Annotated in this window: 13 protein-coding genes and 1 tRNA gene; 9 read left to right on the top strand and 5 right to left on the bottom strand. The window is 69.7% G+C overall.

The features are described 5' to 3' along the window. Positions 1-63 precede the first annotated feature (63 nt). Positions 64-1,155 carry a helix-turn-helix domain-containing protein gene (locus DPA01S_RS06010; RefSeq protein ID WP_061914632.1) on the top strand — a complete coding sequence of 364 codons (1,092 nt, stop codon included), beginning with the start codon at positions 64-66 and terminating at the stop codon, positions 1,153-1,155. 89 nt (positions 1,156-1,244) lie between these two features. After that, the gene (locus DPA01S_RS06005) at positions 1,245-2,498 is read left to right on the top strand and encodes a pyridoxal phosphate-dependent aminotransferase (protein WP_061228972.1); all 1,254 of its coding nucleotides are present in this window, start codon (positions 1,245-1,247) and stop codon (positions 2,496-2,498) included. Here the strand turns inward: DPA01S_RS06005 and DPA01S_RS06000 are convergent. From DPA01S_RS06000 to DPA01S_RS05985, 4 genes are all read right to left on the bottom strand, one after another. Beyond that, entirely contained in the window at positions 2,486-3,883 is a 1,398-nt protein-coding gene (locus DPA01S_RS06000; protein WP_061914629.1) for a UDP-glucose dehydrogenase family protein, read from the bottom strand. The genes DPA01S_RS06005 and DPA01S_RS06000 overlap by 13 nt on opposite strands. Before the next feature lie 110 nt (positions 3,884-3,993). Continuing rightward, the gene (gene dcd / locus DPA01S_RS05995; RefSeq protein ID WP_007633742.1) at positions 3,994-4,557 is read right to left on the bottom strand and encodes a dCTP deaminase; all 564 of its coding nucleotides are present in this window, start codon (positions 4,555-4,557) and stop codon (positions 3,994-3,996) included. After that, complete coding sequence (locus DPA01S_RS05990) at positions 4,538-5,302, bottom strand: hypothetical protein (RefSeq protein ID WP_061914626.1); 765 nt, start codon at positions 5,300-5,302, stop codon at positions 4,538-4,540. The genes dcd and DPA01S_RS05990 overlap by 20 nt, the downstream gene beginning before the upstream one ends. Positions 5,303-5,463: 161 nt before the next feature. Beyond that, on the bottom strand, positions 5,464-6,276 hold the full coding sequence (locus DPA01S_RS05985; protein ID WP_061914623.1) for a hypothetical protein: 813 nt from the start codon (positions 6,274-6,276) through the stop codon (positions 5,464-5,466). A 214-nt stretch (positions 6,277-6,490) separates the two neighbouring features. Here DPA01S_RS05985 and DPA01S_RS05980 point away from each other — a divergent pair, with 214 nt between their 5' ends. The 6 genes from DPA01S_RS05980 (at position 6,491) to DPA01S_RS05955 (ending at position 13,345) form a co-directional block, all read left to right on the top strand. Beyond that, entirely contained in the window at positions 6,491-6,748 is a 258-nt protein-coding gene (locus DPA01S_RS05980) for a hypothetical protein (protein WP_061914620.1), read from the top strand. A 61-nt stretch (positions 6,749-6,809) separates the two neighbouring features. Next, positions 6,810-6,880 (top strand) — tRNA-Gly (locus DPA01S_RS05975). Between the two features lie 248 nt (positions 6,881-7,128). Then, positions 7,129-8,586, top strand: a complete 1,458-nt coding sequence (locus tag DPA01S_RS05970) for a class I adenylate-forming enzyme family protein (protein WP_061914617.1) — start codon at positions 7,129-7,131, stop codon at positions 8,584-8,586. A gap of 109 nt (positions 8,587-8,695) precedes the next feature. After that, on the top strand, positions 8,696-10,576 hold the full coding sequence (locus tag DPA01S_RS05965) for a DUF3556 domain-containing protein (protein WP_083324412.1): 1,881 nt from the start codon (positions 8,696-8,698) through the stop codon (positions 10,574-10,576). Positions 10,577-10,580: 4 nt separating this feature from the next. After that, positions 10,581-11,999, top strand: a complete 1,419-nt coding sequence (locus tag DPA01S_RS05960; RefSeq protein ID WP_061914614.1) for a phytoene desaturase family protein — start codon at positions 10,581-10,583, stop codon at positions 11,997-11,999. Positions 12,000-12,061: 62 nt separating this feature from the next. Continuing rightward, positions 12,062-13,345: an RsbRD N-terminal domain-containing protein gene (locus tag DPA01S_RS05955; protein WP_061914611.1), complete on the top strand. Its 1,284-nt coding sequence runs from the start codon at positions 12,062-12,064 to the stop codon at positions 13,343-13,345. Between the two features lie 49 nt (positions 13,346-13,394). Here the strand turns inward: DPA01S_RS05955 and DPA01S_RS05950 are convergent, their stop codons facing one another. After that, positions 13,395-14,330 (bottom strand): hypothetical protein, encoded by a 936-nt coding sequence (locus tag DPA01S_RS05950; protein ID WP_061914608.1) that lies wholly within the window; start codon positions 14,328-14,330, stop codon positions 13,395-13,397. A 241-nt stretch (positions 14,331-14,571) separates the two neighbouring features. On the opposite strand from DPA01S_RS05950, the gene DPA01S_RS05945 reads away from it, so the two are divergent. Next, on the top strand, positions 14,572-16,410 hold the full coding sequence (locus DPA01S_RS05945; protein ID WP_061914605.1) for an acyl-CoA dehydrogenase: 1,839 nt from the start codon (positions 14,572-14,574) through the stop codon (positions 16,408-16,410). Positions 16,411-16,416: the final 6 nt, after the last annotated feature.

Here is a 16,416-nt window from a genome sequence, read left to right as displayed (position 1 = left end):
CTCCTTCGCTCTGCTGTAGCGTTTTCATGACGTAGATCACACTGTCTTCCCCAGGGGGTGGCAATGTCGTTGCAATCGGCGCTGCGGTTCTCCGACCCCGGCGCCTTCGCGGCCCGCACGATCGAGGCCCACGAGATAGCGCTGGCCGGCGGTCAGACGTCCGATCTGGACTCGCGGGTGTTGCGCGCCTGGCAACGCAATTGGGACGCGGGAATCTCCCCTGACCAGCAGGTCCCGCGCAGCGTCCTGTCGCGGGACGAGCTCGCGACCGCACGCGAGATGACGCCGCTGCACCGGGTCGCGGCGGAGGTCGTGGCATCGGTGGCGGACACCTCGGCCGCCGGGCGCCACCTCGTCGTCGTCTCCGACACCCGGGGGCGCGTGTTGTGGCGCGCGGGCAGCGCGCAGGCGTTGCGCCGCGCGGACTCGATCGCGTTCGCGGAGGGCGCGGACTGGTCCGAGAAGGGCATCGGCGCCAACGGCATCTCGCTGGCACTCGAAACCGGGGCCCTCACCCACGCCACCGCGGGCGAGCATTTCGTCCGCGCCCACCACGGCTGGACGTGCACCGCGAGCCCGATCAGGGATCCGCGGGGGCGGGTCATCGGGGTCCTCGACGTGTCCCACCCGCTGCGGTTCTCGTCGGTGGAGACCGCCGCGCTGGTGCGCTGCGGCGCCCGGCTCGCCGAGTCCCTGCTCGCCGCGCTCCCGTCATCCCCCGGCGCGGCCGCCGGCCCCGGGCACGACGACGACAACGCCGTCGCCCACGCACCCGGCCACGTCCCGGCCGACCATCCCAACCCTGTCACCGCGATCCGACTGCTCGGGTGGAAACCGGCCGTGATCCGGGCGGACGGGACCTCGATCCCGCTCACACCCCGGCGGGCCGAACTCGTGGCGCTGCTGGCCTCCCGTGAGGCGTGGTCGGCGCGGGCGCTGTCGGAGGCCCTCTACGAGGATCCGTCGGCCACCACGACGGTGCGCGGTGAGGTGCGTCGTCTCCGCCGGGCCACCGGGCTGTCGATCGAGTCCCAGCCGTACTCGCTGTGTCCGCTCGAGCGCGAGTGTGTGGACTTTCTGCGCGTCGAGCACCCCGACGAGCTCCTCCCGGACTCGGAGATCCCGGCGATCGTCGACCTCCGATACGGGATCTGACCGCAGCGATCCGCCTGCGATCGCCGACTCCTCCTCCGCTCGGGCACGCGATGCCGGGGCGGGGGAGGCGAGTGGCACAATCAGCAGGTATGACTCCTGAGACCACGGGACGCACGCTCCGCCAGCCGCGCACGCTCGACCAGTCCTCCAAGCTCAAGGACGTCCTCTACGAGATCCGCGGGCCGGTACTCGCCCGGGCCAACCAGCTCGAGGCGGAGGGGCACCGCATCCTCAAACTCAACATCGGCAACCCCGCGCCGTTCGGGTTCGAGGCGCCGGACGTGATCATGCGGGACATGATCGCCGCGCTCCCCCACGCGCAGGGTTACTCGGAGTCCAAGGGAATCCTCTCGGCCCGCCGTGCGATCTTCACGCGCTACGAGCTGGTCCCTGACTTCCCCCACCTGGACGTCGAGGACATCTACCTCGGCAACGGGGTCTCCGAGCTCATCACGATGACGATGCAGGCACTCCTCGACGACGGCGACGAGGTCCTCATCCCGGCGCCGGACTACCCACTGTGGACCGCGATGACCTCGCTCGCGGGCGGCAAACCGGTCCACTACCTCGCGGACGAGGACGACGACTGGAACCCGTCGCTGGAGGACATCGCCTCCAAGATCACCCCGCGCACCAAGGCCATCGTGGTGATCAACCCCAACAACCCGACCGGCGCGGTCTACTCGCGGGAGGTCCTGCAGGGGATCGTCGACCTCGCGCGGGAGCACAGCCTGCTCATCCTGGCCGACGAGATCTACGACCGGATCGTCTACGACGAGGCCGAGCACACGTCCATCGCGACGCTGGCCCACGACCTGCTCGTGCTGACGTTCAACGGGCTGTCCAAGACGTACCGCGTGGCGGGATACCGGGCGGGCTGGGTCGCCATCACCGGGCCGAAGGCGCACGCCGCGGGGTTCCTCGAGGGGCTCGAACTCCTGGCCTCGACGCGACTGTGCCCGAACGTGCCCGCCCAGCACGCCATCCAGGTGGCGCTCGGCGGCTACCAGTCGATCAACGAGCTCATCGAGCCGGGCGGGCGGCTGCACGAGCAGCGCGGCATCGCGTGGGAGAAGCTGAACTCGATCCCCGGCGTGAGCTGCGTCCGGCCGATGGGTGCGCTCTACGCCTTCCCCAGGTTGGATCCCGACGTGCACGAGATCCACGACGACCGGCTCTTCGCCCTCGACCTGCTCGAGCGGGAGCGGATTCTCGTCACGCAGGGCACCGGCTTCAACTGGCCGAAACCGGACCACTTCCGGGTGGTCACCCTGCCCGCGGCGCGGGACCTGGGCGTGGCCATCGAGCGGATCGGCAACTTCCTGGCGTCCTACCGCCAGTAACCCGCAGACGCGACCGCGAGCCCGACGGGCGGCAGAGCGTCGGCGACCGAGGGGACGCCGCGGCCGAGGGCGCGGTAGGTCCAGCCGGCCTCACGCCAGCGGTCAGCGGGCATGCAGTTGCGCCCGTCCAGCAGGATCCGGCCCCGCGCCACCCCGGCGACCGAGACCGGGTCCAGCTCGACGAACTCGGCCCACTCGGTGGCCACCAGCACCACGTCCGCGCCCTCGCACGCCGCCAACGCCGACCCGGCGTAGGTGAGGGTCGGGAACAGGGCCCGGGCGTTGTCCAGCGCCTGCGGGTCGTACACCACCGCGCTGGCGCCCTTGAGCGAGAGCATCCCCGCCACGTTCAGCGCCGGCGAGTCACGCACGTCGTCGGAGTTCGGCTTGAACGCCGCCCCCAGCACCGCGACGGTCTTGCCGATGACCGTCCCGCCGCACGCCTCGACCGCCAGGTCGACCATCCGCTCCCGGCGCCGCATGTTGATCGAATCGACCTCCCGCAGGAACGTCATCGCCTCGTCCGCACCCAGCTCCCCGGCACGCGCCATGAACGCCCGGATGTCCTTGGGCAGACAACCCCCACCGAACCCGAGCCCGGCGTTGAGGAACCGCCGACCGATCCGCGGATCCATACCGATCGCATCCGCCAGCACCGTCACGTCCGCGCCGGCGGCCTCGCACACCTCCGACACCGCGTTGATGAAGCTGATCTTGGTCGCCAGGAACGCGTTCGCACTCACCTTGACCAGCTCCGAGGTCGCCAGATCCGTCACGATCACCGGACACGGATCCGACTCGAGGATCGGCGCGTAAGCCCGCTCGACCAGTTCACGCGCGAACCCCTGCTCGTCCGGCCCGCCGGGCAGCCCGATCACGATCCGGTCCGGCGTCAGGGTGTCGGCCACCGCGAAGCCCTCACGCAGGAACTCCGGGTTCCACACCACCCGCGCCTGCACACCGTCGGCCACGTGCCAGTCCGCGACCCCCTGCAGCCGCGCCGCCGTCCCCACCGGCACCGTCGACTTGCCCACCAACACCGCATCCGAGGTGAGCAGCGGCACCAACCGCGTCACCACGTCCTCGACGTAGGTGGTGTCGGCGGCGAACTCGCCCTTGCGCTGGGGCGTGCCCACCCCGATGAAGTGCAGGTCCGCGAACTCGGCGGCCTCGGCGTAGTCGGTGGTGAACCGCAACCGACCCGACTCGACATGCCGCAGCAGGATCTCCGGCAGACCCGGCTCGTAGAACGGCACCTCGCCCCGGCGCAGCCGCTCGATCTTCGCCTCGTCGACGTCCACCCCCAACACCTCATGGCCCAGCTCGGCCATGCAGGCGGCATGGGTGGCGCCGAGGTACCCGGTCCCGAACACGGTCATACGCATGGCGCCGTTCTACCCCGTCAAGGCGTCGCGGTGGGAACGCGCTGGTGAACGACGTCGGTGCACTGCGCGTCGCACGCCCCGGGCGGTGGGATGGCCGCGGCCATTCCGGCTCACCGGAAGTTGAGGTACGCCTTCGACGCCGTCGGTCCGCGCTGGCCCTGGTATTTGGAACCGACGCTCGCGCTGCCGTAGGGGGTCTCGGCGGGGCTGGAGAGCCGGAACAGGCACAGCTGGCCGATCTTCATCCCCGGCCACAGGGTGATGGGCAGGTTCGCGACGTTGGACAGCTCGAGGGTGATGTGTCCGTCGAAGCCGGGGTCGATGAACCCGGCGGTGGAATGGGTGAGCAGACCGAGGCGGCCGAGGGAGGACTTGCCCTCGAGCCGGCCGGCGAGGTCGTCGGGCAGGGCGAGCCGTTCGAGGGTCGCGCCGAGGACGAACTCGCCGGGGTGCAGGACGAAGGGATCGCCGTCGGCGACCTCGACCAGTTCGGTCAGCTCGTCCTGCTGCAGCGCCGGGTCGATGTGGGTGTAGCGCGAGTTGTTGAAGACACGGAACAGCCGGTCGAGGCGGACATCGATGCTCGACGGCTGGATCAGCGCGGGGTCGAGGGGGTCGATGCCCAGTCGCCCGTCGGCGAGCTCGGCGCGGAGGTCACGGTCGGAGAGCAGCACGATCCTGAGGGTACCGGGCGCCCCCCGCGAGCAGACGGAGCTGGGTGCCGAGCTCGGCGACGCCCGTGCACGCCTCCGCGAACGGCAGTCGCTCGCGGCGGATCCGACCATCGCGGTCGACGAGCTCGATGTCCACGCCGGCGCGATCGATCCCGATGAGCAGGGGCCGCACGGCGGGCAGACACCGGCAGACTCGCAGCGCGATGCGCGGGACGACCTGGCAGCGGGGGTCGTTGAGGTGATCGAGCCAGTGGCCCTCGAGGTCCGTGAACGGGTCGGGGCCGGAGGTGGCGAGGTCGTCGGGCGCGATGTCGGTGACGCCCTCGTCGTCGGTGAGGACGATCTTGTCGGCACGGAGCCGGACGAGGGCGGAGTCGGATCCGACGCCCAGGAGGGCTGAGTCGGGGAGGTCGCGCGCGATGTCGGCGGCGGTGATGCGTTGGGCGCGCGTCCCGGACCGTTCGACGCGCCCCTCGACGACGACGATGCGGCGGCAGCGACCCTGGGCCACTCCCCCGATGATCTCGTCGAGCACCTCGAGCCGGGCGGTGACCCCGCCGAACCCGATGGATGCCGCGTCGGCTATCGGGATCACCAGGCTGAGGTCGGCGGTCGCGGGGCCCCGGTGCACGAGGGCGACCGACGGGGTGGCGGAGCCGAACGTGAGGGTGGCGCGCGGGCACCGGCGTAGCGCTGAGCTCGCCCGCTCGGCCGGCTCCGGTACGGGTCCCACCAGTGATCGCATGCCTTCGCCTCTCGTCGTCGCGGTTCCCGTCCCCCGCTCCGGCGCCTCAGGGACGGTGCCGGAGCGGGAAGCGGGTGCGGGGACGTGACTACCCGCAGCAATCAACTTAGGTAAGGCTTACCTCAAAGGCAAGAGTTTTCAGGAAACTCTTGTGTGGCAGATCACCGTGCCAGCTCGGCGAGGACCCTGTGGACGTCATCCGAATCAGCACAGACCTGCGGGAACTCCACCCGGAAGTGCTCGCGGAACCCGGATTGCAGCGAACCGATGCTCACGTCGATCCCGTAGCTGTCGATGCCCGCGAGGCATGGTCTCGCACCGGCGACCTGCCGTCCGGCGCGCTGCGCGAGGCGCGCGGCCAGGCCCGGGTCGTCGGCCAACCGACGCAACCACGCCTGCTCGTCGACCGCGATCGGGTCGACGCCGGCGGCGGCGAGCTCCGACCGCGCCACCAGGTGCACCCCGTCCGCCTCGACGTAGCTGATCTCCAGCGGCTGCAACTCGCTCAATCGGACCGATCCGACGTCGCCGCTCCCGTCCGGCCCGCCGCCGTCCGCCGCGACCACTCTGCGTCGCCGTACCGCCGACGAGGCCGTCACGATCCCCGAGAGGGTGACGATGCCGCGGGCGACCGCGCACTCGTCGTCGTGACCCTGCCCACGCCCCCCGCACGGCGCGGGACGACCGTCGACGGAGAACGAGGGACGCGGCGCGGAGCCACGACACCGGCCCGTACAGACGGTGTCGACGATCTCGACGGTCGCGGAGGCGCCGGCGGCGGCGACGCGGGCGGCATCCCCCGCCTCGCGCGACGCCCCGCCCACGTCGACCACGAGCACCACGACGCCGTCGTCACGGACCCGCGCCGACCGCAGCGGGCGCCGCAGCATCCCCGCCCCCACGGTTCCCGACGCGCCCCGCGCGAGCACCGTCCGCACGCGTTCCGCGACGGGCCGGCCTGTCAGGTCGTCCATCACGCACCTCCAGTACACGGTGCCCGTCCGCCGGGCGACCGTCCGCACAAAACGGACCGCTCTCCAGTTCAGCGTCCGGCGGGGCCGCTTCCTTCCCGGATCTGCTCGGAATCGGCGTGAGACCTACCACAAGGTGCGGCCGCCGCGACCGCGGCGACCCCCTCGAGCTGCCGCCGATATGCGCCGACCGCAGCTGACGTGGTGAAATGGGCCCATGGACGAGATCAGGGAAGAGCCCTCGAAGTACATCTGGCGCTGGACCCAGTGGTCGTGGGTGTGCGTCGGCGTGGCCGTGCTCATCGTGATGATGGGGATCACGAGCGGCGGGTCCATCACCCCGTGGATCATCGGCGCGATCGCGGTGGCCGTGATCGGAGGCGTGGCGTTCGGGTTCGTCCCCCGCGCCTCCCTCGCCCAGCCCAAGCGTCCCATGACGCCCGGCGCCAAGCGGAAGGCCGCCCGGAAGAAGTGACCCGGGCGCCCTGCGCCACGCAGGGCTCGTGCTAGTCTGAAATCCGCCTCGAGCAGGCACCGCCGATGTAGTTCAATGGTAGAACTTCTGCTTCCCAAGCAGACAGCGCGGGTTCGATTCCCGTCATCGGCTCAACCGCCCGAAAGGGCGTCGTTCGCGGGGCACCTCCTCACCGGAGGTGCCCCGATCGTCATTTTGGCGCTATTCGGCGTCGTCGTCCCCGCGCCCCCTCGCCGGGCACACCGCCGAACCCGGCAGGAAACGCCCACATAGTGCACGATGCACAAACGGGCACGTGAACTTCGTCACATCAACCGATGATCGGCGCCGGTCCGGCTGGGTAGTGTCCGAGATCACACCAACCGTGATGAGGAGTCGATGTGAAGCCCGGATACCTCCCGAGAGTGTTGGCGGATCGGTTCGGAGACGCCCCCGCCGTACGCGACGAGGCCACGGAGATGTCGTTCCGCGAGCTCGACGAAAGGGTGACCGCCGTCGCCGCCCAGTTCCGCGAACAGGGCGTGAACAGGGGCGACGTGGTCGCCGTGATGCTGCCCAACCGGAGCGAACTGGTGATCTCGATTCTCGCCGCCTGGTATCTCGGCGCGGCGGCCACGCCGATCAACCCCAACTTCACCCACGAGGAGGCCGGTCACCAGATCGAGGACGCCCGCGCCGTGCTCGTGGTGAACGCCGGTCACGGGGCACCCTCAGGCGGCCGACCGACAATTAGCGTTGATGACCTAAAGGCCTCGACGGACGACGTGCCGCTCGAACCGGTCGACCTCTCAGGCGACGATCTCGCGCTGGTCATCTACACCAGCGGCTCCACCGGACGCCCCAAGGGCGTGATGCTGACGCACGACAACGCCACGGCGATGTCCGCGATGATGGTCGAGTCCATGAGGATGACGGCGGACGACCACTGTCTGCTCGTGTTGCCGTTGTTCCACGTCAACGCGCTGATGGTCAGTCTGCTGGCGCCCCTGCAGGTCGGGGCGCAGCTCACGATCCTCGGCGGGTTCGATGCGACCAGGTTCTTCGACACGGTCGAACGCCTGCGGCCCACCTACTTCTCCGCCGTGCCCACCATCTACGCCCTTCTTCTCAGCAAGGCCGAGGGGCGGCAGCCGGACATGTCATCCCTCCGGTTCGCCGTCTGCGGCGCCGCCCCGGCCACCCGTGAGCTCCTCGCTGCGGCCGAGGAGTTCCTCGACGCCCCCATCCTCGAGGGATACGGCCTGACCGAGGCCACCTGCGCCTCCGCGGTCAACCCCATCGACGGCCCACGCAAACCCGGCACCGTCGGACCGGCCCTTCCCGGGCAGCGCATCCGGATCGTCGACGACAACCTGCAGGACGTCCCCACCGGGCAGACCGGCGAGGTCCTCATCACCGGACCCACCGTGATGGCCGGCTACCTCAACCGTCCGGAGGCCACCGCCGAGACCATCGTCGACGGCTGGGTGCGCACGGGCGACGTCGGCAGGCTCGACGAGGACGGCTACCTGACCATCGTCGACCGCCTCAAGGACATGATCATCCGCGGCGGCGAGAACCTCTATCCCAAGGAGATCGAGAACGCGATCGGCAGCCTGCCGGGCGTCCTCGAGGTCGCCGTGGTCGGTCAGCCCGACGACGTGATGGGAGAGGTCCCCGTGGCGTTCGTGGTGCCCTACCCCGACGCCGACCTCACCGCCGAGGCGGTGGTCGCGCACTGCCGCCAGCACCTCACACGGGTCAAAGTGCCCGTGCACGTGGAGATCACACCCGTACTGCCCAAAAACCCCGTCGGAAAGATCGACAAACCCGGCCTCCGGGCGTCGCTCGCGGCCTGACGGCCCCTCCCGCGTCCCTGTTCCGGCTCCCTCCCGAGCCCCTCCCCTTCCCCAGACCCCTCCCCACCCGATCCCTCACCGCCACCCTCACCACCGACAAGGAGTACCAGTGGCATTCCTACAAGCCGACGTACCCGACATCGACCCGGAGAAGTTCGAGTCGATCCCCGTCATGGAGCGGATGAAGCTGCTCGCCCACCACTGGGTGGACCACGGCTTCGGCGCCCCGAAGATCATGCACTCCCTCTACCTCGTCAAGGGCCTGTTCTTCTTCATCGGTGGCTGGCTCATCATCGGCCTGTCGACGCCCGGTCTGCCACTGACCGACCTGGGCGCCTGGTGGGGCGAGCTCATCGTCTACCAGAAGGCGATGCTGTGGGTGGTCCTGTGGTCCGCCACCGGCTTCAACGAGTCGTGGGGGCCGCTCGCCTTCAAGTTCAAGCCCAACACCGCCGGCTACCGCTACTGGATGCGGACCGGCACCCTACGGCTCCCGCCCTGGCCGGACAAGGTGCCCTTCACCAAGGGTGACGAGCGCAGGGCCATCGACGTCGCGCTGTACTTCGGCATGCTGGCCAGCCTCGCTCTCGGCCTGGTGCTGCCGGGGCAGCAGACGGCGGCCGCCTACAGCGAGGCGGGCCTCGTCCCCGCCTGGCCCTTCATCACCTACGTGGCGCTGCAGTTGATCCTGGGCCTGCGTGACCGGGTGACCTTCCTGGCCTCACGTCCCGAGCAGTACTCGGTCATCCTGCTCGGCTTCGGCCTGCTCACCCTGTACGGCGGCGGCAGCGTGGACATGATCATCGTGGCCAAGATCGCCATGTTCGCCGTCTGGTGGGGGGCGTTCCTGTCGAAGATCGGCGTGCACTTCACGCCCACCGTGCAAACGATGCTCACCAACGGGCCGTTGGTGAAGTCCAAGGCGCTCCGCCGCTCGCTGTACCGCGACGCGCCCAACGACCTCATGCCCACCAGGGTCGCGTGGTTCGCCGCGCACGTCATGGGGACGATCGTCGAGTTCGTGGTCCCGCTCATCCTCCTGTTCACCACCAACTGGACCGTCGCGGTCCTGGCGGCGGCGTTCATGATGTGCTTCCACGTCTTCATCTACTCGATGTTCGCGCTGGCCATGCCGCAGGAGTGGAACCTCTTCTACGTCTTCGCCACCCCGATCGTGTTCCTGGGCTTCTTCAACGGTGACGGCTACGCGCTCTGGGACGCCAGCAGCGTCTGGGTCGTGGTGGCCGCCGCGGTCCTCACCCTCACGGGGCCGCTGGTGGGCAACTTCCGGCCGGACAAGATCTCGTTCCTCATCTCAATGCGCCAGTACGCCGGGAACTGGGCGAACTCCACCATGGCGTTCCGCAACAACGGCTGCGAGGCCAAGCTGGACAACCCGGAGTTCGTCACCTCGATGACCTCGCCGAAGCACCAGCTCTCGAGCCTGTTCGGGGAGGCGGGGGCGGAGATGTTCCTACAGAAGACGACCGCGTTCCGGATGATGAACACCCAGGGTCGCGGCCACATGTCGATCTTCCCGGATCACCTGGACAGTATGGAGAACTACCGCTTCCGCGAGGGTGAGGTCATGTGCACCTTCTTCTCGGGATGGCAGTTCGGCGACGGCCACCTGTTCGACGAGCGGACCATCGCTGCCGTGCAGAAGCGCTGCAACTTCGCCCCGGGCGAGTTCATCAGCGTGTGGACGGAGTCCCAGCCGCTGCACAAGAAGACGATCGAATACCGCGTCATCGACGCCTCCCTCGGAGTCGTCGAACGCGGCCACTACGACGTCCGTGATGTGGTCAAGCAGCAGCCCTGGCTGCCCGACGGCCCCATCCCGTACACGGTGACCTGGCGTCACCCCGAGTACCTGCCGGCCGACAAGCGGGCCTCCGCTGCGGTCCCGTCCTCCCCTGGTGCCGAGGGCGACCTCTCCGCCCCCGGCCCCGCGACCGGACACGACAAGTCCACGGTGGAGATGAGCTGACTCCATGCCCACAGCGATCATCGTGGGTAGCGGACCCAACGGTCTGGCAGCCGCGTTGACACTCGCCGCCGACGGAGTCGATGTGACCGTCCTGGAAGCATCCGACTCCGTCGGCGGCGGTACGCGGTCCGGAGAGATGACCACGCCGGGCCTGCTGCACGACCACTGTTCCGGGTTCCACCCGCTCGCCCTCGACACCGGGTTCAGCCGGCAGTTCGACCTCGTGGCGCACGGACTGGAATGGGCGCTGCCGGAGGTCCAGTACTCGCACCCCCTCGACGGCAGCAGAGGTGCTGCCGTCTGGCAGTCGGTCGGCCGGACCGCCGCCGGGCTCGGTTCCGACGGCCCCTCCTACCAGCGCGTCTACGGCCCCCTCACCGAGCGATTCCCCCGGATCACCGAGGACTTCCTCCGGCCGCTGTTACACGTTCCGGACCATCCGGTCTCGCTGGCCCGGTTCGGCGCGTACGCGGCGATGCCGGCCGGGCTGCTGGCCCGCCGGTGGCACACCGACGAGGCACGGGCGCTGTTCGCGGGAGTCGCCGCGCACGCCTTCCGGCCCCTGGGCTCGTTCATGTCGTCGGCGATCGGCATCGCACTGGGCACCGCCGCCCACCGCTTCGGCTGGCCGGTGGCCGTCGGTGGCTCCTCGACGATCTCCGCGACGATGGCGGCGATGTTGACCGCGCGAGGAGGGCGGATCGAGACGGGCACCACCGTCCGCGACCTGAGGGAACTCGGCGGGCCGGACATCGTCATGCTCGACACCTCCCCCGGGGCGGCAGCCCGGATACTCGCCGGCGTGCTGCCCCGGCGGGTCGACAGGGCCTACCGCCGCTTCCGCCACGGCCCGGCCGCGTTCCAGGTCGCGTTCGCGGTCGAGGGGGGCATCCCGTGGTCGCACGAGCCGTCGCGGCACGCGGGCACCGTCCATGTCGGCGGCACGTTCGCGGAGGTCGCCGCCGCAGAGCGCCAGGTCGTTCGCGGGGAGATGCCCGACCGTCCGTTCGTCCTGGTCGGCCAGCAGTCGGTCGCCGACCCCGGCAGGGCCCGGGACGGGGTGCACCCGGTCGACGCGTACGCCCACGTCCCCGCGGGCTGGACGGGGGACGCCACGCAGACGATCATCGATCAGATCGAGCGGTTCGCCCCCGGCTTCCGGGACCGCGTCCACTACGTTCACACGCGCTCGCCCCGCGAGATCGCAGATCACAACCCGAACTACGTGGACGGCGATATCGTCACGGGTGCCAATGCCCCCCGGCAGCTGGTCTTCCGTCCGAGGGTCGCCATCGATCCGTATTCGACCGGAGTGCCGGGCGTCTACCTCTGCTCGGCGGCCACTCCCCCCGGTGCCGGCGCACACGGGATGGCCGGGTGGAACGCGGCCCGCTCCGCCCTGACATACCTGTCCCGGCGGTGATCTCGCAGGAAGGACAAGGCAGGACCCCGCCCCGGGACACGGGTGCGGCCCCGCCGGAGAGCATGCTCAGCACCACGCCCCAGAATCCCGAACGTCTCCGCGAGCTGACCCGCCAGATCGGACTGCGGCTCAGCTCGGAGACCGATGCCATCGCCGAGAGCATGACCGCCGCCATCGAGGAGGCCATCGGCGAGCTCACCGAGGAGGAGATGCGGGCTTCGCTGCACGACAGCGTCGTGAACAACGTGCAGGTGATCATCGACCTGTTGTCCCACACCAAGGAGGCCCACCACCTGCCTCCGCTCCCGGACGCGATGAGCTACGCCGTGATGCTCGCCCGGCGGAACGTGTCAGGCGCCGCGCTCCGCCGCGCCTACCACGTCGGGTCCGACCGGCTCCTGGCCCACGTGTTCGACCAAGTGCAAGAGATCGAGTGCGCCGACCACGAGAAGCTCCCGCTGTACCACCACCTGGCGGGCTGGCTCTACCAGTACGTCGACGAGATCACTCGGACCGTCATCGCCGCCCACGAGGAGGAGGTGCGGTACTCGCACAATCAGGCGGAGCGGTCCATCAACTCCCTGGTCAACCGCGTCGTCGACGGGGACGACGTGGACCCCGCCGAGTTCGCGAGGGTCACGGGCTATCGACTCGACCAGGTTCACGTCGGTTGCCGTGTGTGGATCGACGACTTCGGCACCGTCGCCGATCAGGCCCGGCTGCTGGCGACCGTGGTGGGGCAGCTCGCCCGCGCTCTCGGCGTGAGCCGGGGCCCGCTGATGATCACCACCGGGCGCGCCACCGCCGAGGCGTGGTTCGGCATGGAGGGCCGACGCGACCCCGTCGACACCCGGGCGGTGGTGCCGCTGGCGGCGACGCGGGGCGCCCGGGTGGCGTTCGGTGCGGCCGGGGCCGGTGTCGAGGGCTTTCGGACAACCCGGACGCAGGCCGCGCAGGCCGCCACGGTGGCGCAGGCGTCCACGACCGGCCAGGCGACCGTGGTCTCCTACGCTGACGACGGGATCCCGGTGATCGCGCGACTGGCTGAAGACCTCAGCACCACCCGGCGGTGGGTCGGCGAGGTGCTCGGCAGTCTCGCCGCGGACACCGAGGACGCGGCCCGCCAGCGCGAGACCGTCCGGGTCTTTCTCGATTCGGCGGAGAACTACTCGGACACCGCGACCCGACTGCTCCTGCACCGGAACACGGTCAAGTACAGGCTGACCAAGGCCGAGATCGCGTTGGGGCGCCGCCCGGGAGACCGGCGACTGGACACTCAGCTGGCCCTGGCCACCTGCGATGTGCTGGGCAGTGTTGTCCTGACGCCACCGGACGGCGCGCGGTAGCCGATGAGCCCCTTCACGGCCCCGTACCGCGGGAGCCCGGGGCTCGGCGTCATGTCGCGGCCCTGCCGTTCTCGCCCCCGCGGCGACGCAGGAGTTGGAAGCCCGGGATGCCGGCCACCGCCTCGAGGCACTGCTGCGCGACCTCGAGGATCTGGTGGACCTCCGGGGCGACCGTGTCCATCGAGGCGAGCACCGGCATGATGTCGGTCTCCAGACTCTCGCCGAGCGCTGGCAGGTGGTCGATGAACTTCACGACCGCCTTGATCTCCTCCGGGTCGACCGACTGGAGGACCTCGCCGGCGATCGGCTCCAGCAGAGAGACGGTCTTGTCCGCCCACACGAGCACCTCGGTGAGGCGCGTCGCGACGCGCTTGGCGACCTCCGGGTCGAACTCGGCGTCGACGAGCAGCGCCTCGACGACCGGCTTGACGGGAGCCAGCGCGGAGTCCGCGAAGTCGAGCAGCGGCACGACCCGCTCCACGAGCGTGCCCGCGTCGAGGACCAGTTCGTCCGCGGTGTCCACGGTCGCTCCGACGCGGGAGACCACCCCCTCCGCCGAATCGATGGTGCCGTCCACCCGACGCACCACCCCCTCCGCCGAATCGATGGTGCCGCCCACCCGGCGCACCACCCCCTCCGCCGAATCGATGGTGCCGTCCACCCGACGCACCACCCCCTCCGCGTCGGTCACCGTGCCGGCCACCTGGTCGATCATCCGGTCGGCCCTGGCGACGGTGGTTCGGACGTCGTCGACAGTGCTGGTCGCGGAGGCGACGATCCCGTCGATCTCCCGCACGGTCCGGTTCACCTCGTCGAGCAGGTCCTGGATCCGCTCGACCACCACCTCGACGTCGTCGAGCAGCGCGAGTACCCGAGCGGGCAGGAGGATCAGCTCCCTGGCCAGCCCGAGTTGCCACTCGACCACACGAAACGCCGCCCCCACCACGGAGACGGCGGAGGGCGCCCGCCGCTGGATCTCTGCCATGAGGTGATTCTGCCCCACCGTCTCCCTCACCGTGGGCGCCCCGAAGAGCCCGCCCGGGAACCCGCGGAGGGACGCGGCCTGCGGAATCAGAGCCTTCCCTCACCTTGGACTGTTCGCGGACAACGCATTAGCATCGGCGTTGTTACCGACGAGTAGGTTCCAGTGGCCCCGTGGGCGAGCAGCACCGACTCTTCGGGCGCGACCAATTCCATGACACGCACTCCGATCGGAGAAGACCGTAATGGGTCACTACAAGAGCAACGTCCGGGATCTCGAGTTCAACATGTTCGAGGTCCTTGGCATGAACGAGGCACTCGACGCCGGCGAGTTCGGCGACATGGACACCGAGACCGCCAAGGGCATCCTCGACGAGGTCTCCGCTCTGGCCGAGGGCCCGGTTGCCGAGTCTTTCGCCTCCGCCGACCGCAACCCGCCGGTGTTCGACCCGGGGACCCACTCGGTCTCCATTCCCGAGGACTTCAAGAAGTCGTTCAAGGCGTGGTTCGACGCCGGCTACTGGTCGATGGGTCTGCCCGACGAGATCGGCGGCATGCCGGCTCCCCGCGCGATGGTGTGGGCCGTCGGCGAGATGATGCTCGGTGCCAACGCCCCCGCGTTCATGTACTCGGCCGGCCCGGCCTTCGCCGCCGTCCTCTACGAGAACGGTACCGAGGAACAGAAGAAGTGGGCCGCCACCTGCGCCGAGCGCGGCTGGGGTGCCACCATGGTGCTCACCGAGCCCGACGCCGGTTCGGACGTCGGCGCCGGCCGGACCAAGGCCGTCAAGCAGGACGACGGCTCCTGGCACATCGAGGGCGTCAAGCGGTTCATCACCTCGGCCGACTCGGACGATATGTTCGAGAACATCTTCCACCTGGTTCTGGCGCGCCCCGAGGGCGCCGGGCCGGGCACCAAGGGCCTGTCCCTGTTCTTCGTGCCGAAGTTCCACTTCGACTTCGAGTCCGGCGAGCTGGGTGAGCGCAACGGCGTGTTCGTCACGGGCGTCGAGCACAAGATGGGCATCAAGGCCTCGACCACCTGTGAGCTCACCTTCGGTGGCCACGGTGTGCCCGCCAAGGGCTGGATGGTCGGCGGCGACGAGCTGAACCAGGGCATCCGTCAGATGTTCGACGTCATCGAGCACGCTCGCATGATGGTCGGCACCAAGGCCATTTCGACCCTGTCGACCGGGTACCTCAACGCTCTGGAGTTCGCCAAGGAGCGCGTCCAGGGCGGCGACATGACCGAGATGGCCGACAAGACCGCGCCCCGCGTGACGATCACCCATCACCCGGACGTGCGTCGGGCGCTCATCCGCCAGAAGGCGTTCGCCGAGGGCCTGCGCGCGGTGTACATGTACACCGCCGCCCACCAGGACCCCGAGACGGCCGTGCGCGCGTCGGGCGCGGACGCTGCTCTGGCCCACCGTGTCAACGACCTGCTCCTGCCGATCGTCAAGGGCGTCGGTTCCGAGCGCGCCTACGAGCTGCTGACCGAGTCGCTGCAGACCTTCGGTGGGTCGGGCTTCCTGCAGGACTACCCCATCGAGCAGTACATTCGCGACGCCAAGATCGACTCCCTCTACGAGGGCACGACGGCCATCCAGGCGCAGGACTTCTTCTTCCGCAAGATCGCCCGGGACCGTGGGACCGCGGTCGGTCACATCTCCGCGCAGATCAAGCACTTCCTCGAGAACGACGCGTGCGGCGGGAAGCTGGCCGCCGAGCGTGAGCTGCTGGCCACCGCGCTGGCCGACGTCGAGGCCATGATCGGCACGTGCTTCGAGCACCTCATGGGCTCCCAGGACGAGCCGAAGCGCCTGTACACGATCGGGCTCGCATCGGTGCGCGTGCTCATGGCGTTCGGTGACCTCATGATGGGTTGGCGTCTGCTCGTCGGCGCCGAGGTCGCCCTGGGCAAGGTGGACGGCGCGTCTGACGACGACAAGGCCTTCTACAACGGCAAGATCGCCGCCGCCCGGTGGTTCGCGACGAACGAACTGCCCCTCCTCACCGCCACCCGGGGAATCGTCTCGGGGCTCGGCAACGAGCTCATGGAGCTGGACGAGGCCGCGTTCTGACTCACC

It is taken from the genome of Dietzia papillomatosis NBRC 105045 (assembly GCF_001570845.1).
Taxonomy (GTDB): Bacteria; Actinomycetota; Actinomycetes; order Mycobacteriales; family Mycobacteriaceae; genus Dietzia; species Dietzia cinnamea.
Note: the sequence above shows the minus strand (reverse complement) of the source record. Positions and strands in the feature narration are given on the sequence as shown.